Annotated in this window: 16 protein-coding genes and 2 pseudogenes; 1 reads left to right on the forward strand and 17 read right to left on the reverse strand. The window is 57.8% G+C overall.

Going from position 1 to position 19,457, the window contains the following annotated elements; all coding sequences use genetic code 11:
- Positions 1–152: 152 nt before the first annotated feature.
- The 17 genes and pseudogenes from ACNJX9_RS33330 to nifH form a co-directional block, all read right to left on the reverse strand.
- A pseudogene (locus tag ACNJX9_RS33330) lies at positions 153–440 on the reverse strand (HypC/HybG/HupF family hydrogenase formation chaperone); the annotation flags it as partial.
- 30 nt (positions 441–470) lie between these two features.
- Complete coding sequence (locus tag ACNJX9_RS33335; protein WP_439410166.1) at positions 471–1,100, reverse strand: HyaD/HybD family hydrogenase maturation endopeptidase; 630 nt, start codon at positions 1,098–1,100, stop codon at positions 471–473.
- Positions 1,074–1,805: pseudogene (gene cybH, locus ACNJX9_RS33340) on the reverse strand (Ni/Fe-hydrogenase, b-type cytochrome subunit); the annotation flags it as partial. The gene ACNJX9_RS33335 and the pseudogene cybH, both read right to left, overlap by 27 nt.
- A 15-nt stretch (positions 1,806–1,820) precedes the next feature.
- Positions 1,821–3,602 carry a nickel-dependent hydrogenase large subunit gene (locus tag ACNJX9_RS33345; protein WP_439406280.1) on the reverse strand — a complete coding sequence of 594 codons (1,782 nt, stop codon included), beginning with the start codon at positions 3,600–3,602 and terminating at the stop codon, positions 1,821–1,823.
- Between the two features lie 21 nt (positions 3,603–3,623).
- Positions 3,624–4,715 (reverse strand): hydrogenase small subunit, encoded by a 1,092-nt coding sequence (locus ACNJX9_RS33350; protein WP_439406281.1) that lies wholly within the window; start codon positions 4,713–4,715, stop codon positions 3,624–3,626.
- Between the two features lie 1,012 nt (positions 4,716–5,727).
- A complete protein-coding gene (locus ACNJX9_RS33355) occupies positions 5,728–7,053 on the reverse strand; it encodes a DUF3422 family protein (RefSeq protein ID WP_439406283.1) in 1,326 nt (441 codons plus the stop codon).
- Between the two features lie 1,260 nt (positions 7,054–8,313).
- Positions 8,314–8,799: a hypothetical protein gene (locus ACNJX9_RS33360; protein ID WP_439406284.1), complete on the reverse strand. Its 486-nt coding sequence runs from the start codon at positions 8,797–8,799 to the stop codon at positions 8,314–8,316.
- A gap of 1,363 nt (positions 8,800–10,162) precedes the next feature.
- On the reverse strand, positions 10,163–10,975 hold the full coding sequence (locus tag ACNJX9_RS33365; protein WP_439406285.1) for a class I SAM-dependent methyltransferase: 813 nt from the start codon (positions 10,973–10,975) through the stop codon (positions 10,163–10,165).
- Positions 10,976–11,140: 165 nt separating this feature from the next.
- Positions 11,141–11,437: a ferredoxin family protein gene (locus tag ACNJX9_RS33370; protein WP_439406287.1), complete on the reverse strand. Its 297-nt coding sequence runs from the start codon at positions 11,435–11,437 to the stop codon at positions 11,141–11,143.
- A gap of 38 nt (positions 11,438–11,475) precedes the next feature.
- Positions 11,476–12,783: an FAD-dependent oxidoreductase gene (locus ACNJX9_RS33375; protein ID WP_439406288.1), complete on the reverse strand. Its 1,308-nt coding sequence runs from the start codon at positions 12,781–12,783 to the stop codon at positions 11,476–11,478.
- 12 nt (positions 12,784–12,795) lie between these two features.
- Positions 12,796–13,908, reverse strand: a complete 1,113-nt coding sequence (locus ACNJX9_RS33380; protein WP_439406289.1) for an electron transfer flavoprotein subunit alpha/FixB family protein — start codon at positions 13,906–13,908, stop codon at positions 12,796–12,798.
- Positions 13,909–14,018: 110 nt separating this feature from the next.
- Positions 14,019–14,216, reverse strand: a complete 198-nt coding sequence (locus ACNJX9_RS33385) for a hypothetical protein (RefSeq protein WP_057742252.1) — start codon at positions 14,214–14,216, stop codon at positions 14,019–14,021.
- Positions 14,217–14,586: 370 nt separating this feature from the next.
- Positions 14,587–14,919, reverse strand: coding sequence for a nitrogenase stabilizing/protective protein NifW (nifW, locus tag ACNJX9_RS33390; protein WP_057742286.1), 333 nt, complete (start codon positions 14,917–14,919; stop codon positions 14,587–14,589).
- 110 nt (positions 14,920–15,029) lie between these two features.
- A complete protein-coding gene (gene nifV / locus ACNJX9_RS33395) occupies positions 15,030–16,205 on the reverse strand; it encodes a homocitrate synthase (protein WP_439406290.1) in 1,176 nt (391 codons plus the stop codon).
- A gap of 138 nt (positions 16,206–16,343) precedes the next feature.
- Entirely contained in the window at positions 16,344–16,838 is a 495-nt protein-coding gene (locus ACNJX9_RS33400) for a Fur family transcriptional regulator (protein ID WP_439406291.1), read from the reverse strand.
- Positions 16,839–16,845: 7 nt separating this feature from the next.
- Positions 16,846–17,586 carry a nitrogen fixation protein NifQ gene (locus ACNJX9_RS33405; RefSeq protein ID WP_439406292.1) on the reverse strand — a complete coding sequence of 247 codons (741 nt, stop codon included), beginning with the start codon at positions 17,584–17,586 and terminating at the stop codon, positions 16,846–16,848.
- Between the two features lie 13 nt (positions 17,587–17,599).
- Entirely contained in the window at positions 17,600–18,526 is a 927-nt protein-coding gene (nifH, locus tag ACNJX9_RS33410; RefSeq protein WP_439406294.1) for a nitrogenase iron protein, read from the reverse strand.
- 460 nt (positions 18,527–18,986) lie between these two features.
- Between nifH and ACNJX9_RS33415 the strand changes: the two genes are divergently transcribed.
- Positions 18,987–19,424: an ArsC/Spx/MgsR family protein gene (locus ACNJX9_RS33415; protein ID WP_439406296.1), complete on the forward strand. Its 438-nt coding sequence runs from the start codon at positions 18,987–18,989 to the stop codon at positions 19,422–19,424.
- Positions 19,425–19,457 lie beyond the last annotated feature (33 nt).

Raw genomic sequence — 19,457 nt, forward strand, 5'->3', positions numbered from 1 at the left:
TTTTAGTTGGAAACGATGGCTGTCATGAACGACTGATAGTCATCTTTTTAGATCACAAACTTGTCTTCCAACCTCGCAGTCGTTGTCTTACGGTCGGTGCTTGCTTCGTGGCTCGTATTAGGATGTCGAAGGTGGCCAGAGGCCTGATCGCGCTGTAGATGCACGGGCAATGTCGGATCACGGTTGATCAGGTCGGCGAAGAAGCGGTCGCAATCGTCGCCGTTGAGCGCTGCGCCGATGCCATCAATAGCATCGCCAATTAGCTGCGCCTCTTCATCATCCAAGAGCCGGATCGCAGTGTCGACATGGACAAGCACCTTGGCGGAGGCAATCGGATCGGAGAGCAAGAATACCCAGACACGACGCTGCTTTCCGCGAAACTCGCAAAGCGCAGAGATACCGTCGGTTTCGATAACCGTCATTGGTAAGCCAAGACACATCTGCGACGTCTCCGACAACTCGCGATCCGTTCATGTTCGCGCTCTCATTTCGTAACGCTGGTGATCGATACCATTGGCGAGCAACCATTCAGATTCCCGTAATGGTGTGATGCGCGGCGTCACCCGCACGCCCCACTCCACGAGAATAAATCTGGCAAGCTCGACCGCAGGGCTAATTTGATTACGCACTGCCGGCGTCAGGGGTCCACCCCAGTCATCGAGATCAAGCGGCTGGCAACCGATCAACACGAGATGTTTTGGGCAATGCCCGAGCAGGTCACACGCACTGATAACTTCCTGAAATCCAGTATGATGCAGGCTCATCTTCCTAACGCCGGTGAAACGCGGCACCTCCTCGTCGCGCACGAGCTTCAACTGTCCAGGCTCTAGGCCATAATCGATCGCGTCGAATACGATTAGGTGGTCGGAGTCCTGAAGATAGTTTACGAGGTGGAGCCCCTGCGTCCCGCCGTCCAGGATTGTGACCTCATCGGGTACGACGTAGCGATGATGAAATTCTTCCACGGCACGTACCCCAAATCCTTCATCTGCCCAAAGAATGTTGCCGATTCCGAGCAAGAGGACGCGCCTTGGCTTTGAACATGTCGGCACCACTCCGCTTCCCCAGTTGGAACGGCACTGACGTACACCCGAGATCATCGAGAAGATGATGCTCCGGTGCGACATGATGTCTTCGCGGACGGCGGCATAGATATGGACCATCACGAATATGGTGAGTGCCCACATGCCGAGACGATGCCAAGTGTGAACGTCCTGGCTGTTCGGCCAAAGGGCGAACACCCAACCAAACATCGCGTGCTGCCAGCTGTCGATCCCCGCGCCTTCTGAAAAGAGCGCAAAACCTGTGATGATCATGAAGGGGACCAACAAGGTGAAGCCCGTGAACATCGCGGTCTGCGCCAGGGGATTGTGGCCGACATACACCTTCGGTTTGCGTTCCAGGAAGGCGTACCAACGAATCTCGTGCAATATGTCCTTCCAGAACTGCTTGCGATGCGCCGGAATGTAGACAATCTGCCGTGAGTGACGGTTCCCGAAGATGGCCCATAGGATACGGGCGAGAAAGAACATCGCGAGCACCTGCGCCGCCGCGAAATGAGCAAACCGAATGTAGCCCATCACAAATTTGCCGGACGCCGCGACCATCGACGGCGGCGTGCCGATCAGATAGCCGCTCACCATAAGAAACACGATTGACAGCGCATTCACCCAGTGGCAGATCCGCACCGGCACTTCGTAGACATAGATGGGGGACCGAGCGGCGGCTTGTTCGCCAGCGGCATCGACCGCGATTGGGGCAGAGGCCAGCTCGGTCTCCGCCCGACGTTTAGCTGTATCCATCATGAGGTTCCTGCCTCTTTACCGGACTATGACGGCTGCCATTTCCTGACCGTCCGGGCTCATCACGTGGGTCGAGCACGCAAGGCAGGGATCGAAGGAGTGGATCGTGCGTAGGATCTCCAGGGGCTGTTCCGGAGCCGCCATCGGAGTCTCCATCAGCGCCGCTTCAAAGGCGCCGATGTTGCCCTTGGGATCCCGTGGCGATCCATTCCAAGTGGTTGGAACCACGCACTGATAGTTGTCGATCTTAGTCTCCTTGATCTTGATCCAGTGCGCGAGCGCGCCACGCGGCGCCTCGGTGAAGCCATAGCCCCTTGCTTCCTTCGGCCAGCTCTCCGGCTCCCATTTGTCGATGTTGGCGGTCGAAGAGTCGCCCGCCTTGATGCGTCCCACCAGCTTGTCCTGGAAATACCGCATCTGGTTGGCAGCCCATTGGCATTCCAGTGCGCGTGCAACGGTACGGCCGAGAGTAGAAAATAAGGCCTTGTCCGGCAAGCCGAGCGTCTTAAGCAGCTTTTCGGTCGGCTCCTTAAATTCCGGCTTGTTCTGCGCGCAGCCCAGGATGAAGCGGGCGAGCGGTCCAACCTCGACGGCATTTCCGCGCCACCGCGGAGCCTTGATCCAAGAATACTTGCCGCCTTCATCGAGCTCCTTGATGTCGGTCTTGGTGCCCTTCGCATTGGGACCGAGCACGTAGTTTGGCTCGGTGATGCCGTCCCAGGGATGTCGGCCCTTGGAGTCATCGTCATATTTGTACCAGGAGTGACTGACAAACTCCTGTATCTGCTCGGGATCTGCATGGTCGAGCGGCAGCACCTCGTTAAGATTGCCGTTGATGATCACACCGCGCGGCAATTTCAGGTTGTTCGCAGAATAGTCGTTGGCGTTCTCCGGAATGTCGCCATAGGCCATCACGCTTCTGCCAGAGAGCCCGCCGCCATAGAGCCAGTCCTTGTAGAAGGAGCTAATCGCGACGATGTCGGGCAGGTAGACCTTTTCGGTGAACTCGATGCAGCGATCGATGACGGACGAGACGAGATTCAATCGCTCCATGTTGATGGCGCCGACCGCGCCGGTGCCATCGACATTGATCGCGCAGGCCACCCCGCCGACCAGCCAGTTTGGATGCGGATTCTTGCCGCCATATATGGCGTGGATCTTGACGACGTCCTTCTGGAAATCGAGCGCTTCCAGATAATGCGCGACCGCCATCAGGTTCGCTTCCGGCGGCAGCTTGTAGGCGGCATGCCCCCAATAGCCGTACTTGAACGGACCGAGCTGACCGGACTCGACAAACTTTGTCAGCCGGATCTGGAGGTCTTTGAAATAGCCGGGAGAGGACAACGGCCAGGACGAGATCGATTGCGCCAGCACCGAGGTCGCCTTTGGATCGGCCTTCAATGCCGACATCACATCGACCCAGTCGAGCGCGTGCAGGTGATAGAAATGCACGAGATGATCATGCACCTGGAGGCAGAGCTGCATAATATTTCGGATCGAGTTGGCATTCTCCGGAATGGTGATGCCCAGCGCGTTCTCAACCGCACGGACCGAGGTGAGCGCATGCGTTCCGGTGCAGACGCCGCAGATCCGCTCGGTGAAGGCCCAGGCGTCGCGCGGATCGCGGCCGTTCAGGATGATTTCGATGCCCCGCCACATTGTGCCTGAGGAGACCGCGTTGCGGATCACGTTGTCGGAGTCGATATTGGCCTCGATCCGCATATGACCTTCGATCCGGGTCACAGGGTCGACCACGATGCGCTTGCCGGGCTTGAACCCGTCTGGGATGTGAAGGTCCACTCTTGCCTTACCTCAAAACACTCAGTGACGCCGGTTCGTATCTTCCCGTCTGGCGGCATAGCGCCTAAAAGCCGTCACCGCCGCATGTGCGGCGACCCCAGCGCCGACGGCGCCGGCCGCCGCCATACCAATCTGGTCGGCATTTTTCTCGATGCCGAATTGCTTGATGTTGGACAGGCGGTCGTAGAACGAGCCCTTGTCCCAGAAGTCATCTTCTGAGCAGCCGATGCAGCCGTGGCCCGACTGGATCGGAAAGGAGACGCCGCCGTTCCAGCGCACCGACGAACAGGCGTTGTACGTGGTCGGCCCCTTACAGCCCATCTTGTAGAGGCAATATCCTTTGCGCGCCGCCTCATCGTCCCATTCCTCGACGAATTGGCCTGCGTCGAAATGCGCGCGTCGGTAGCATTTGTCGTGGATGCGCTGCGAGTAGAACATCTTCGGCCGGCCCTGCCGGTCGAGTTCGGGGGGCTTGCCAAAGGTGGTCATGAAGGTCACAACGCCAGTCATCACTTCCGCGATCGGCGGGCAACCCGGCACCTTAATGATAGTTTTGTTGGTGATGACCTTGTCGATGGGTGTTGCCTGCGTCGGATTGGGCCTGGCCGCCTGAACGCAGCCCCATACAGCGCAGGAACCCCAGGCGATGACGGCCATCGCGTCCTCGGACATGGTCTTCAACTTCTCGACGAATGGCTTGCCGGCGTGAATGCAAAACATGCCGCCCTCGTTCAGCGGTGGATTGCCCTCGACCGCGAGCACATACTGCCCCTTATGTTTGGCACGGGTCTCTTCGAGGATCGCTTCCGCTTGATGGCCAGCGGCGGCCATGATGGTGTCGTCATAGTCAAGCGAGATCATCGACAGCATTGTATCCTTCATTAAGGGATGGGCGGAGCGGATAAAGCTCTCGGAGCAGCAGGTGCATTCGAGCCCATGCATCCAGATCACAGGTATGCGTGGCCTTGTTTCAAGCGCATTCGCAATGCGACTAACGGCCAGCGGCCCAAGCCCGAGGCTTGCCGCGGTCAGGCTGCAAAATTTAAGAAAGTTTCGACGGGTGATACCCTGCCGTCTGATCACGCCATAGAACGTTTCCGTCGCTGCTCCCATGAGCCTCCCCAGCGATTATGCCGATTGATGAAGTCATCGATGAAGCGAACAGCAAGAAGCAGGCCAATGGCTCGGTGTGTGCGCGAACTGAAGACGTTCCCGTTTGTTAGGAATTTGGTCGACCAAATCATAGGCGCACGACAACGTCGGAATCACGACAAACGAGCACGGCGAATGGCAATCGGCCGATCCCAACATTGGTCATGCAGACGATGCAAGGATATCTTGCGCGGGAAAACTACGCGATCAGGCATATGAATGGCGACTTTGCTTCACGTCCCTTGCTTGATCTCCTCCAAAATCGGCGGCTTGCCATGCGCCATGGAACGGGACTGCAGGCCCCTTTTACAGACGGCAGTGACGTTCTAAACGACCGACACTCTGGCTTGCCGATGTGAACGGGATCGGCTCTGTGTGGGTCGAATCTCTATCAAAATTCTCTGAGATGTGGTGCAATCAACATTAGGGCTGTGCAGAGGTGTATCTCCGCCTATACCCGAACATGCGCAGCGGGGCGGCCCCGACGCCTGGACCTGGGATACGCCGAGTCCGCCCCAACACCACCATGGGGGGGCCTGGTGATGTTGTGTGTGGCAGAGCAAGCAGCGTGCCAGACGGAGGCCGCATTTAGGCAAGCAGCGCTTATCGGGATCACGCTCGAAGGCGTCCACATTGCACATCGCTACAGCCTGCATACGCTTAGCTTCAGTGCCCAGAACACGCCCTTCATCGCTACGACGAAATCTCCGACCGAATGGTCCTACGTCTGTTGGGCGTTATCGAACTGTCGAATCCAGTGCTGTCCGGCGTTCGAGAAACTTTTGGCACTCGGTCCGGCAATTGTCCGCTTTTCAACAGGCAACTAGCTAGAGGACGCCTCTCATGAGAGTTACCGACCAAACCTATCGTCTTTCAAAAGCCAGCACGCAAGGGCGAGCCGCGACCGTAGAATATCCTCTCGCCGGGCTCGCCAAGCTGCAGGACCGCGCGATCGATATTGTCTCAGAAAACTCTATTCGCGAGCTCTGGACGATGCGTCCTCTGGCTTGAGGTGTCGTTTCCGAATATTGTAACTAACCAGCCAAATCACGCCGACGGCGATCGGCACGAAAGCCGCGGTTACGGACGCGGGCTCTACGTGGAGCCCAACATCGTGAGCGCCTTTCGCGAGATAGCCGAACAGGCTGACCACATAGTATCCAATGGCCCCGACTGACAATCCTTCGACCGTGGACTGCAGGCGAAGCTGCTGCCTCGACCGTTCGTTGATCGATCTCAAAAGGTCGCGATTCTGTTGCTCGATCTCGACATCCACGCGTGTTCGTAGCAAATCCGCGGCGCGTGCCAGCTTGTCCGATAAATTTGCCTGACGCTCCTCCATCGTCGCACAGGTTCGTATCGCAGGCGCCATACGGCGCGCCAGGAAGGACGACCAAGTCGGATAACCCGCGACGCCCTCGCCTTCAACGATCGACAATCGCGATTGCACGAGCTCGTTGTACGCTCGGCTGGCACCAAAGCGGAACAAACTGCCGGTCACGTCTCTTTCGAACGAGACTGCCAGTGCCGTCAATTCCTCAAGGAGATGGTTGTTGACTTTTAGCCCTTCCGCGCCCTGCATCTTTTCGAGGACCTCGACGAGGCGGCGATCGATTCGATCGACCGATGGCGCAAGCTCGAGCGCAGTCGATAGACCGAGCAGCGCTAGGGAGCGGTAGGTTTCGATTTCTAACAGGCGTTGCACCAGCGCACCGAGATCGGGCGGCGTCAGTCCGCGATCACAGACTAGAATTCTCGTGAAACCTTTGTCGTCAGCGCGAAAGTCGGAGGCTACAAGGCTTGCCCCGTCCTTGACGTTGACCATCGCGAGGCTATTTTTGTCAAAAATCTGTTCGGCGCGCTCGATCGGACAATCGCCCCGCTCTGCCTCTAACTTGATCGCGGCGAGTAGTTCTCCAGCTTGCGATAGTGCACGGATCAATGATTGAGCGGAGTCACAGACGTCGCCGAATTGACGGGCGGCTGAACCGTTCGCGGTACTCCAGATCCAAGTGAACGTTGCAAATTCCGAATGTTGCTCCCAGCGTAGCACCACCGGTCCTAACCCGATCTGATGATGTTTTGCCGACGGCTCTGGCGGGGTTACATTGCGCTCCCGACAGAAATCGATAAATCGGCGGCGATCGCTTGCGGCATCCTCGCCCTTCGCGAGAAACACGAAACGCACCATCCCAAGCGAAGAAACTAGACCGGAAAATGGGCGTGCATGCACTTCGCCGAGTACGGCCTCCCGCTCGGGATGCAGCTTGAATGATGCCAAATCCAATTGGTCGACCATCGATATCTCCCAAGCGCGCAACGTCCGGTATCACCGCCAGCCGCATCGTCGGCGGCGCCAAATCGGTAGACCCGCTAGCAAACGATCAAGGGGAGATTGACGCTCCTCAGCTCGCGAAGGAGTCCTTGCGCGCCCCAGTTCGGCGCCAGCCAATTGATCTCGAATGAGGTCATCGAGGCTTCTGCTGAAATCATGGGGGCCATCAGCTTTGCGCCGTCCAGCCTCTTCGGCGAACTGCCGCCATTGCTCACCAGCAGTGGAGCCGCGTCGGTATCGTCGCTTTGATACGTAGAGTTTCAAATAGGCCTCCGCTTCGTAAGCCTTGGCGTCCCGCTTTTTGTGCGGTGCAGGATTTGGGCCAGTGCGATACACGAACACGCGTGTTGCCTTTCCGGCACAATGTCGCGTCTGCCGACGGATTGATGACTTGTTGACATCGGCACGTTCGCGGTCGGGGAACCCAGATGTACGACATCGAACAAAAGGATCCGCGCGGTTCTCGCAAGCCAGGTGCGCTCGCGCCGGATCATTGGTTCAGGCGGCGGTAGTGGCTATGTCTCGCCGGATAAGTCATCGCGCATTGTTGGCTTTTAATGCGATTCAGCGGGGTAGGTCAGCGAATTGTCGGAGGTTCAGACCTGCATTCCTCTGCTCCGATCTCCGCTTGTTGGATGACGCAGGAGCGCGTAACGCTTCACGGCATCTAAACAGGCGCCTCGGGCCGCGACATTCGTTCCCTCTTGAGCGAATTGGGCTTGATTGGTCGCACAAAGGGCATCCCGTCCCAGGGCACGGCACCGGGCGTTTCTAGCTGCAATCGATGTGTTGGTTTGACGCTTTGGAGTTGTCGTATCAGAAACGATCAATATCCTAACGCGGACATTGCCACTTTGATGGCTTAAGGACGCGCGAAATATGGAGCGCCTTGCACCTGAGTCGGCTTTAACATGCCTCCCCTGGAAAGCTTGCTCTGGACCGCTGCGAATTTGCGACCCCGCGGAACGGCGGTGGACAGCACAGCCTCACCTACGGATATACCTAACTCCTGTGACGTGCCAGCAGCTCAATACGAGAAGCATTGGATGTCGCATACACAGCTCCCCTCTAAGGCTCACGCTCTATGTGTAGGAGCATCTGTCGTGCGGTGGTTCAGCGTCCCGGTCGACAGATCAAGCTAATCAAGAAGGACATGGTCAGAGAGATTCTGCTACATAACGCGACGTTTGCACAAGAACGCCGCCAGCTTTTGTTGACGAACGATCAGTCCATAAACTCCAGCTTGAATTTTCCAAAACCCGTGGGCTTGGCCGTGAACTTGACAGTCTTCTCTGCGAGACACTCCAAGGCACCGGATGCGAATTTAAACGACGTCTTACCGTACGCTTCAATTCCAACGGCGTTGTCGCCCTCTACGACGATGTCGCCGATGCCTTCTAGAAGCTGCTCGGCTGCAAAACCATCAGGCGAGCGGTGAAGACTAAACGAACCCATAAACGTTCCCTCCTCGTTATCGAGCTCCACGACAGATATTGCTGTAACCACGGCATTTTTGAATACCCCATCGACGCCGTTGCACGTATATTGGAAGCTAACGACGTCGTGTTCATTGCGATCACCCACTGCGTATCGAGCTGTGGCGATTATGGCGCAGTCGTAGCCTCCGATTGGACCAGCGAGCGAAACTCCGGCCATCCCAATCAAACCGAATACGGAACATAGTATCGTAGCAAGGAAGGATTGCGTCATCTTAGTTTAGTCTTCTGGAAAGGGCTTTCGCCCCTGGTACAACCTGACGCAACGTCCGATTCAAGCCCTCTTCGGAAGGGATTGTCCTCCTCACATTCCTGGGTGAGGACCACCGCCGCCTCAGGCGTTTATCACTGCCACGTCGACAATTCGGCGCAGCATGGCTCGGACGCCAGATTCTTCGAGCGCGGTCCTTCGGAATGCTTGCAGCCGCTTCAGCTCCGGTTCGGCATACTGCTTGCTTCTCGCGGCACGAGATCACCGCGCCATGTAGAGGTGGGCACGGCGCGTCTTCGGGCGAGCATCAAAGCCACTCCTCGCCTCAGGTTTCTCCGATCAATCAGTAAGGAGGCAACGTGAAACCCTGTATTCGGGTTGCCGCAGCTGCGGTCGCTTTGGCTGACAGTCTCGGGCGTCTTGTCACCAGGGTTTGGGAAGTCGAGACCAGCGCATACAATAGGATCAGCGTCTGCGTTCGGAACGGCAGAGTTAGTTGATATGGCTACATCGGCCATTGCTACGTTGATGGCGAGTTAGCGAACGTCTATCACCACGGAGAGGATTCGTATTTCACCCTCGTGCCGAACGGCTCGGGGGCATACAACGGTTTTGATCACGACACGTCTTCCTACTTCTCAGTGAAAGTCAAGCGTCGTGAAGCCCACATGTTTGACCACTACGAAGACTCGTACTTTGCTTACAGCGTTTGACCTCTGGCAGAGCCCTCAGATGTCAAACGCGACGCGGGCCACGAGACGCACGATGGTACGCTCAGCTATCAGGTCGAAGGATAGCTAGCGGCCTCGGCTCGGCAAGGCGAACAATCCTGCGAACACCACAACGCCTTGGCTTGCGATATATGCATCATCGGGGCAACGAAGACAACGGCGGAGGGGCCGGGCGGCTTTAGTCACACTCCTCCGTCGTGACTGAAACGGACTTCTCCCGATCAGCCACAAGCGGACTATTGAAAATGAGCGGAAACCTACTGGCTATTAAGGCATCGAAAGCACAACGCTCTTCGTACAGCCGTCGCTCGAGATCCTGGCGCTCGAGTCCCGTTGGCTGCGTTGTAAGCAAACGGCGATAACGATGAATGCGGTCCCGATGACTGCGCAAGGCAGCAAACTCCTCATCTATCACCGACTTCACGCCCTTATCCTCGCGTTCTTGATTGTGTGCATATACGCTGATGAGAACACTCAGCCGAAACCTCGTCTTGCCTGCTTTCGCCGCTAATGACTACCGTGCGTGCGGCTAAAAACGGCCCAGAAGCAGACCTAACGTCACGCACTGAACCAGCGTCACGCGCTCTCAAACCATCGTGACGCTCCCGAGTTATCGCAAACGGCAGCCACAAGCTTCACTGCTTTCGTCCCCAGGCGTGGAAGATGCGCGGTAGGCCGACAGTCGTATTAGGCCGATCAAGGAACGCTTCGAGCTCGGCCGTAATGCCGCCGATCTCCTGGATGCTGGTGAGCCCTAGCTGAATCAGCGCGTCGCGAATTGCGGCGAAAGTCAGCAATGGTACCCGCTTGACGTCACCCTCGCCGCCGTAAGGCTGGACCATTGAGGAGTGAACGTCAGAGAAGCCTGCGGCTTCGAGGAGCGCGACGAGCCTACGGCCAATCAAGGGATCTCCGCCGCGCTTGCGCACGGCTTCAATGAAGAGTTCGCCTTTGCGACGAAATGCAGCCGACGGCGGATCGCAGAACTCGCCGTCGCAATCGATATCCTGGACCACGATCATACCCCCAGGTCGGAGCGCCTCGTAGGCTTGTTTGAGCGCCTTACCAGGATCGACGAGATGGGTAAGGACGAACCGAACACTCACCACTGATACCCCCCGCACCGGCCAATGATGTGTAACATCTGCGCGGCAGAATTCCACATTTGGGATGCCACGCCGCTTAGCCTCCGCTCGTGCTAAAACGATTTTGTCTTCATCGAGATCCAGACCGAAAGCTTGGCCAGCTCTGCCAACCCGCTTTGCCAATTCGAACGTGATATCACCACCGCCGCAGCCTGCATCGATGGCGGTGCACCCGTCGAGCGGTTCGGATCGATCGAGCAGCAAGCGTGTCGGCTCCGCCAGCACCCGGGCAACCACTGCAAGACGTGCCCGCTCCTCCTCTCCACCCTTTAGAACGTGGGAGGGGAGATCTTCTGTCCGCATCACAATCCTCTGCGATGTTAGTTAGATCTGCTCTGATCGTGTGCAGGGGGCCTCGCCGAAAACCCGATCATGCTCTCATAGCCCTCGGATAGTTCGGGGAAGACGCCTCGAACCTCGGTGATAGCTGCAGGATCGCCCACTCTCTGGGAAACCTTCCACTTTGCTTCACCCGAATTTGAATAGCACGCCATAGCCGCCTCGCGGATAGCTCCATTCGATATCACCGCTCTCCTCGCAAATGACCCGGCAAGTGCCGCATTCGATGCAGCCGTCGACGGTGGCTTCGACCTGGCCCTGTTCGCTGAGCTCATAGCAGCGCGCTGGGCAAGCTTTCAACATCGACAAAAGCTGCGGCGATGGTTTGGCATGCGGCCGCACCTTGATGTGGGGGCGGCCGGTATCGACGAGATAGCGGTTATTGAATAGCTTATCTTCGACACGCATGGCTACTTCGATCGACATAATTCGGTCTCCGTCGTTGGCACTTCCTGCTCCTCCGTTCACCGCCACGCGCGCGCGAGTCGAAAGGCATCGCCAAATAGACCTCTCCGCGAGCGTGCGCTGGTGAACGATCTAAGTGTGAGCTTTTCCTTTTCAATTTTTGGCGTGCCGTCGACGCGCAGAAAGTTCTGCATGGCCTTGGAAACGAGCTGCGGATAGGTCAGGAAGAAGTTTTGCGAGCGAGTGTGCATCAGCGCCGGCATGTCTTTGTACTTCCTTAGATCCTTTATCACGAAGGACTCGTCGAGCATCTTCTTGTAGAGCGCCAGGTACTGCGGGATCATCGGTTGATTGCGCGACTTGATCCGAAGAATCGCTTCGGCCGCAATCCGGCCCGAGGTCATCGCGAGATTTGAGCCTTCGCGATGAATTGTGTTGTTGAGCTGCGCGGCGTCGCCGATCACGACCCAGCCATCGCCGTAGAGTTGCGGTATCGCTTTGAATCCCCCTTCTGGGATCAGATGAGCAGAATATTCCTTCACCTCGGAGCCTTCTATAAGGGGGGCGACCGAAGGATGCCGTTTGAAACGATCGAGCAGGCCGTAAGGCGTCTCGCCCGTGCGCTGGAAGTCGGCGACCAGACAGCCTATACCCAGCGAGATGCATTCCTTGTTGGCGTAGATAAAGCCCATGCCGGTCATGCCGCGAGAAATCGTGCCTACGGCCTCGATCACTACGCCTTCGTCACTCTTCAGATTGAAACGCGCCTCAATGATCTCGCGCGGCAGGAAGTGCATTTCCTTAACTGCGAGCGCAACCTTCTCGGGCTTCGGCCGCTCGCGCAAGCCAGCCCGCGTGCCGAGCATGCCGTTGACGCCCTCCGCCAGCACGACGATGTCGGCGTGGATCTCCCCATCGCGGCGATCGGTCCTTACACCGATAACCTTGCCATCGGAGTCTCGTGCCAGGTCGGTGACTGTCGTTTCGCATAGTACTGTGGCGCCCGCTTCGCGAACCTTTTGCGAGAACCACTTGTCGAATTGAGCGCGGATGATGGTGTAGCGGTTCGGCTTGTCCTCGTTGAAATCCTCGGAGCGATAATGCAACCCGGTGTGCGAGCGATCGTCCATCATCCAGAAGCGCTGCTCGACCAAATGCCGCTCAAGCGGGGCGTCCTCACGGAAATCGGGAACCAGCTTCTCGAGCATGTCGGCATAGAGGATCGCGCCCTGCACGTTCTTTGAGCCCGAATACTCGCCACGTTCGAGCTGCAACACCTTCAAGCCACCCTCGGCCATAGTGAGCGCGGCCGCATTGCCGGCCATGCCCGCGCCAACAACGATGGCATCGAATTTTTCCTCGATCATGATCGTACTCCTTTAACCTGCTATCCGATCGCTGGAATGTGGCGACAGCCGCTCGCGGAACGCGGCGGTGAGCGGCGGCAAGAAATGAATGGCATCGGTGACGATGCCTATATGAGCGAAATCGAAAATCGGCGCGTTCTTATCGGTGTTGATAGCAACGATGAGGTCGGCGCCCTCAACGCCAACTCGGTGCTGGATCGCCCCCGAAATGCCGGCGGCGATATAAAGCTTTGGTCGGATCGTCTTGCCCGTCTGGCCGATCTGGCGATCGGAAGTGACCCAGCCCTTCTGTACCAACGGCCGCGAACTGCCGTATTCGGCCCCAAGCGCGGTCGCCAGCTGGTGCACCAGCTGAAAATTCTCCGGTGATCCGAGCCCAAGGCCGCCCGCGACAACGGCATCGGCATAAGCAAGGTTAGATTTTGCTGAGTTGCGGTCAGGCAGGAAAGAGAGAACTTTTGTGACGATGTCGTCTTCGACGAGTCCGAGTAACTGGGTGATAATTCGGCCGGCCGGCCGCGCGACGTGCTTTGGCATCGGCATCACACGTGGACGGACGGTTGCCATCTGCGGACGAAAGTTCAGCGTATAGATCGTGCAGAGTAGCGAGCCTCCGAAGGTTGGGCGCGTCGCGGCGAGGGAACCGTCGGCATCGACATCCAGCTCTGTGCAATCGGCAGTCAGTCCCGTAAGCAACGTAGTTGCGACCGAGCCCGCGAGATCGCGGCCGAGCGTAGTCGCCCCCAAGAGTAAGATTTCCGGTTTGTGGCCGTTGACAAGGTCGGTCAGAGCCTTCGTGTAGGACTCGTTGCGATAGTCGGCCAAGAGATTGTCGGCAACCATGTATACGAGGTCAGCACCGTAGCAGAAAGACTGCGCGGCCGCTTGCTGTGTCGCCTCACCTTGCGGGCCGATGATGACCGCAGCAAGATCAACCTTGAGCTTGTCGGCGAGCTTACGGCCGGCGCCCATGAGTTCCCAGGACACGGGGTGCACAACCCCGCGTTCCTGCTCGACGAAAACCCAAACGTGCTTGTAGGCTTTAAAGCGCTCGGGCAACTCCTTCTTGGTCGCGGCACGGCCAGAGGCGGCGGCCGGAGCGCGGCTTTTGGGGGTACTGCTCATGGTATTAGTCTTCCTTGCTATACTAGCCGTGCGCCAAAATCGCGAGATCGGCTTTTCGGAGTTCGTTTGGCGCCCGAGGGGCACTCCCCGAATTGCTCGCCGAACTTCGATTAGAACAGTCTTGCTGTGTAACCCCGGCCCAAATTAGCGTTCGGCACAGGCGGCGAGCCACGGAGGTCGCACGGCACGAATGCAAACAGATCTTGGAGGTCGGACTTTCCCGTTTGAGGCATGATGGTCTTGCTCACAGCGTGCACGCTCATCTGCGCGGAAACGAGAACTTTCTTAATGCAGACGACGATGTGCATGCGCTTCTCCAAGGCTTTGCTGCCAATCCAGTCAGCAAGTGTCGTACCAAATGGCCGGGCACTCGAATTTCGGTGCTAATACAGAGGCTTACAAAATCAGCGGCATTCCCCTCGGCCGGCCGGGGCCCGACGCGACAAAAGATTCGGCGACCATACGTCGGAAACCGAACAGCGGCATTAAGTCCACGCATATGCTCGTCCACAGGCGAACTTAGCCACGACAAGGAGGGTTAGCATGACGTCGCAATTCGGAAGGTCCCAATCACGACACCCCTTCGAGCAAAGCCGGACTCGCACCTTCCCGCGGCAGCCGCGCCGCCCGGGAAGACCGAAGAGGCAGCGAACGAAAGCGAGGTGAAGTGAAGCGTCATCACTTCAACCTGTCGAGTTTCACGAGGGGTAGCGCTTTCTTCGGCCGTGGTGCGACGGCCTCCTTCAGAACCTTGAAAACGCGTTGATCGATTGGAGAGGAGGCTACGAAGTCGGCGTATGCCCGCTCCAGTACGGCTTTACACCGTTCAGCGACCTCCACATCGGTTGCAGCATTCAAGTCTTCAGCCGCGAGATACTGCCCCATGCGTCGCAGGATGTGGAGCCGCGCCACATTGACGATTTTTGGATCGTACTTGACACCGAGCAGCTCAAAAAACTCCTCGGCCGCTGCGGCCTTGCCTAATTGATAAAGGATACCGTTTGACATCATTTCCATCCGTATTTCTACCACATGTTCGTCATCGGAGCCCAAGGCACTGACGTGCGGTCCTGGCTACGCGTTCGAGAACAGAGATGACGACTACTTTGGACATGGCGGCCTTACGCCCCCTTGGGCAGGGAGCGCTCGCAGACCTCGCGCCAGATCGTCATCACGGTCTCGCGCCCTACCCCACCCTTGTGCTCAACGGCATGCTTGCGGACGCGCGCAAGAATCACCCTGCTTTCCTCGGCGCTGACGGAAAGCCGCAATTCGGACAGCAGCGCGGTGATCGCCGCGATCCCCGAATGTTTGCCGATTACGAATCGATTGGAGCGACCGAGTAGTTGTGGATCGAGCGCCTGATAGCTGCGCTGATCCTTCAGGAGACCATCGACATGGATACCGGATTCGTGCGTAAAGACGTGCTCGCCGACAATCGCTTTGTTGAGCGGGATGGTACGGACGGCGGCGGCCGCGACGAGGGCAGCGACATTCTCGAGTTCCGGCAGCACGACGCCGGTATCGCATCCATACAGTTGTTTGAGCGCAACTGCGACCTCTTCCAGCGGCGCGTTCCCAGCCCGCTCGCCGAGGCCGATCACAGTGACTGAGGCATGCGTTGCACCGGCCTTGATTGCGGCGAGCGTGTTGGCGGTTGCAAGGCCCAGGTCGTCGTGGCCGTGGAATTCAATCTCGAGGTCTGTGGTGGCACGCAGCGCCGCCACCAGCGCAAAGGCCGCATCGGGATCGAGCACGCTGAGCGTGTCAGCGACACGGAAGCGCCGAGCGCCGGCGTTTTTTGCCGCGGTGATGAGCTCGATTAGGAAGTTGACGTCGGCGCGCGAGGAGTCTTCGCCTCCGACCGCGACATCGAGCCCCCTGTCGCGAGCGTAGCCCACGATCCGCTTCAGCTGCTCGAGCGCGGCGACCCGACCGATGCCGAGCTTGGCGGCTATTTGCAAGTCGGAGGATGGGACCGAAATATTAACCATTGCGACGCCAGATTCGATTGCTGCGTCGACATCAGAACGTTTCATCCGGCACCAGGCTATGATTGTCGCTTCTAAGCTAGCTGCGACAATTGCGCGGATCGCGCTGACTTCTTCATAGCCCATTGCCGGCGTGCCGGCCTCGATCTCGGTGATCCCGGCGCTCGCTAGCACACGTGCAATCGATAGCTTTTCCGCTGTTGTGAAGGCCACGCCGGGAGCCTGCTCGCCGTCGCGTAATGTGGTGTCATTCAGGACTATCTGTCTTGTCTGCAACTTTCCAGACACGGTTACTCCAAAGGCCATGGCGGCTTCCGCCTTCCCCGCTCAATCGTGAGCAACGGCTGTGCCACGCGTACCGGTGAGGCAGCCTCCTGAAATGAAAGTGCTTCAAGGCAGTAACTGGGTTGGTCATAAACACACCAATGTAGGACTTGCGACGCATCACATGTCGACTGTCCTACGGATGTAAATGATGACGTCGAGCCGAGAAATCCTGTGGCCCGGCAGGGCCTTCGGCATCTGCGCAAACAGAAGCTTTTCGGGAATATTGGTCAAAATGCCTTCGCCGACGAGATAGAAATGCGGATGTATGCTGGTATCGGTATCAAAGAACAGCCTTGAGCGGTTGGGCATGACTCGGCGCAGCAAGCCAGCTTTCGCGAACTGATTTAGCGTGTTGTTGTATACGGTCGCAATCGATAGCTTGATGTTGGCTTCGATCGCCTCGTTGAACAGCATTTCGGCGGTGACATGGCGATCGACCCTTGCGAAGAGTAACTGAGCCAGCAGTGCGCGTTGGCGCTTCGGCCGCACGGCAACCTCTCGTAGCCGCCGCGCGTACGCTTTCGCGGAACGTCCGATACAAAGCCGTCGCGCGAGTTCAGCCTGCGCAGCCGCCGGCGGTCCTGCGAGGCTGTTGGCGGAAAGCCCGTCCATAATCTTTTCACTTGCGCCTGCGGATTGCTGGTGGCTCCGACGTGACCTCCACTCCGCGCAGATAGTCGCGGCGGCGCTCCGCCATCCTGCTCTCGCCGGTCTCCTCGCCGAAACAGTGATTGAAATCGTTGCATTGTGTGCACACAGGCGTCGTGCACATGACCAATCCTTCCTCCTCGCACAATCTGCGATAGAAGAAGCGCTTCCAGCGCATATTTTTGATATTTTGCGCTGCCAGGGGTGCAAAATGACGCGCCAAAAGGCGCGATAACTCAAGCCGCTCGCGCAACCCGAGATCTTCCCACAAATGGTTCGGCTCCATCGCTCGTCGCGCGATCATGGCTGCCAACCAGCGGCTGGTCTCGCCCTCCGTCGATCGCTGTGCAAGCAGAAGGTCACGCACCATGATCTCCTCGTCGCTGGTCGGAACGACGTTTTCCGTCGAGACGAGGTTGCGTACGGGCGCTGATGAGAAACACAGCGCCAGCAGCTTATTGAGATCCTCCGTGGTCAGGCCCGCCCCGCCAGGAAGTGGTCCGCCATCCATCACAGCGGCGCAAAGAACTGAGGCGAGCACATGCCGATCAAAATCTGCGTTATCACTGACGTCGGCGTCTGCCGGATCGCAGCCATTTAGAAGACGGTAGAGTTCGATTCCGGCCTGCCGTCTATCAGCGGGGAGGCCGCCCGACGGAATTGAGATCGCATCGAATGGCCGCTCCTCCGTTACAATTACCGACAACTCCATCGTTAGGCCCTCATTATAATGCCGGCCTTTTTGCGGGGCCCTTACTATGTAATGCCGAAATGGCGGCGAGTTCGGAAGCGGTCTTTCCGACCTGGCTTTCGTCGATTGCCTTCATGATGCCGTGCTCCATCAGCATATCCTCAAGTTCGTCCATGCTGATCGGCGTCGGGATGATGCCCTTGCCGCCATTGTTGTGGACTTTGGACGCGAGATTGCGATAGTGCTCCGCCTGCTTGGAGTCCGGCGCATATTCCAGCACCGTCATGCGGCGTAGCTCGGCATGCTGGACGATGTTGTCACGGGGAACAAAATAGATCAGCTGGGTGCCGAGCTTCTTGGCGAGCGCTTCCGCCAGCTCCAGCTCCTTGTCGGTCTGCCGCTCATTGCAGATCAAGCCACCGAGCCGCACGCCGCCAGAATTGGCATACTTCAGAATGCCCTTGGAGATGTTATTGGCGGCGTACATCGCCATCATCTCGCCGGACATGACGATGTAGATTTCCTGCGCCTTGTTCTCGCGTATCGGCATCGCAAAGCCGCCGCAGACGACGTCGCCGAGCACGTCGTAGGAGACATAATCGATGTCCTCGTAGGCGCCGTTCTCTTCCAGGAAGTTAATCGACGTAATGACGCCCCGGCCTGCGCACCCGACGCCGGGCTCCGGACCCCCGGATTCCACGCAGCGGATATCCTTATAACCGACCTTTAAGACGTCCTCGATCTCGAGATCCTCGACGCTGCCGGCGCTCGCCGCGAGACTCAAGATCGTGTCCTGTGCCTTGGCATGCAGGATCAGGCGGGTCGAATCGGCCTTCGGATCGCAGCCGACGATCAAGATCTTATGACCCATCTCGGCAAGCGCTGCGAGCGTGTTCTGTGATGTGGTCGATTTGCCGATACCGCCCTTGCCGTAAAACGCGATTTGTCTCAGTGACGACATGTTGCTCTTCATCGATCGCCTTCCAACGATTTGGCGTTGGGTTTGTGCGAGGTTGTTTCTTTCTCAGAAAGGTGGGAACAGACGAGCTTTGGAAAGGAGAATTGCTAGCCAAAAGCGTCAGGCGCGCTCCAGCCTCACTCCTGCAGCATCCAAGTAGCAACTGGCGTGCCATTCGCGGCGCTTGCGCCACGGGTTTGATCGCGCTCGAGGAACCCTGAAGTTCACGACCAACAGGCGCTGCCGACCGATAACGGTCCTGTAGAAGCCGGAGCTCCAAAAGTAAGAATCTGCTGCGAAACAGACAATGCGGAACAGAAATTGCTGCCTCCTCACCAGCGGCAATTTGACGAGAACGCGACATGCAGAGAGCGCTGATCCCGCCGCCCCTCGATCGCTCGCAAAGAGGAACAACAACGACGTCAGTTGATCCAGCTCACTGTAAAGAGAGAGGAAATTAGACATGGCTACTGTTCTGTTTTGGCAGAAGCCCAGCTGCAGCACGAACGCGCGCCAGATTCGCGCCCTTGAGGCGGCGGGACATCGCGTCGTTGCAAAGAACTTGCTGACCGAGCTCTGGACAGCGCCAAATCTGCTCACTTTCTTTGGTAACACGCCGGTTCGATCCTGGTTCAACCCTGCCGCGCCCCAGGTGAAATCGGGCGCAGTTAACCCGATGGCAATCGATGCAATCGATGCGATCGCCTTGTTGCTCGACAATCCTCTGCTAGTCCGGCGTCCACTGATCGAAGCCAGTAATATAAAATGTGCTGGATTTGACCGGGAACCCGTACTGTCACTGCTGGGCGGATGCCCGGGGCGCGAGCTTTTGAACTGCACGCGCACGGAGGCACTATTGCCTTGTACCAGCCTCCGGCATTTCTACGACGCGGACAGATGAGGCATCCTCACCGCGAGCAGTTCCCGCGGAGGT

The sequence above is a fragment of the Bradyrhizobium sp. BLXBL-03 genome, assembly GCF_051853015.1.
GTDB classification, from domain to species: Bacteria; Pseudomonadota; Alphaproteobacteria; order Rhizobiales; family Xanthobacteraceae; genus Bradyrhizobium; species Bradyrhizobium manausense.

Coding starts and splice junctions, on each gene's coding strand:
- nifV (WP_439406290.1), bottom strand. CDS start 16,205: ATGGCCTTTGGAGTAACCGTGTCTGGAAAGTTGCAGACAAGACAGATA.
- ACNJX9_RS33405 (WP_439406292.1), bottom strand. CDS start 17,586: ATGGAGTTGTCGGTAATTGTAACGGAGGAGCGGCCATTCGATGCGATC.
- ACNJX9_RS33385 (WP_057742252.1), bottom strand. CDS start 14,216: ATGCACATCGTCGTCTGCATTAAGAAAGTTCTCGTTTCCGCGCAGATG.
- ACNJX9_RS33415 (WP_439406296.1), top strand. CDS start 18,987: ATGGCTACTGTTCTGTTTTGGCAGAAGCCCAGCTGCAGCACGAACGCG.
- ACNJX9_RS33350 (WP_439406281.1), bottom strand. CDS start 4,715: ATGGGAGCAGCGACGGAAACGTTCTATGGCGTGATCAGACGGCAGGGT.
- ACNJX9_RS33380 (WP_439406289.1), bottom strand. CDS start 13,908: ATGAGCAGTACCCCCAAAAGCCGCGCTCCGGCCGCCGCCTCTGGCCGT.
- ACNJX9_RS33375 (WP_439406288.1), bottom strand. CDS start 12,783: ATGATCGAGGAAAAATTCGATGCCATCGTTGTTGGCGCGGGCATGGCC.
- nifW (WP_057742286.1), bottom strand. CDS start 14,919: ATGATGTCAAACGGTATCCTTTATCAATTAGGCAAGGCCGCAGCGGCC.
- ACNJX9_RS33400 (WP_439406291.1), bottom strand. CDS start 16,838: ATGGACGGGCTTTCCGCCAACAGCCTCGCAGGACCGCCGGCGGCTGCG.
- ACNJX9_RS33360 (WP_439406284.1), bottom strand. CDS start 8,799: ATGACGCAATCCTTCCTTGCTACGATACTATGTTCCGTATTCGGTTTG.
- nifH (WP_439406294.1), bottom strand. CDS start 18,526: ATGTCGTCACTGAGACAAATCGCGTTTTACGGCAAGGGCGGTATCGGC.
- ACNJX9_RS33335 (WP_439410166.1), bottom strand. CDS start 1,100: ATGATCTCGGGTGTACGTCAGTGCCGTTCCAACTGGGGAAGCGGAGTG.
- ACNJX9_RS33365 (WP_439406285.1), bottom strand. CDS start 10,975: ATGCGGACAGAAGATCTCCCCTCCCACGTTCTAAAGGGTGGAGAGGAG.
- ACNJX9_RS33355 (WP_439406283.1), bottom strand. CDS start 7,053: ATGGTCGACCAATTGGATTTGGCATCATTCAAGCTGCATCCCGAGCGG.
- ACNJX9_RS33370 (WP_439406287.1), bottom strand. CDS start 11,437: ATGTCGATCGAAGTAGCCATGCGTGTCGAAGATAAGCTATTCAATAAC.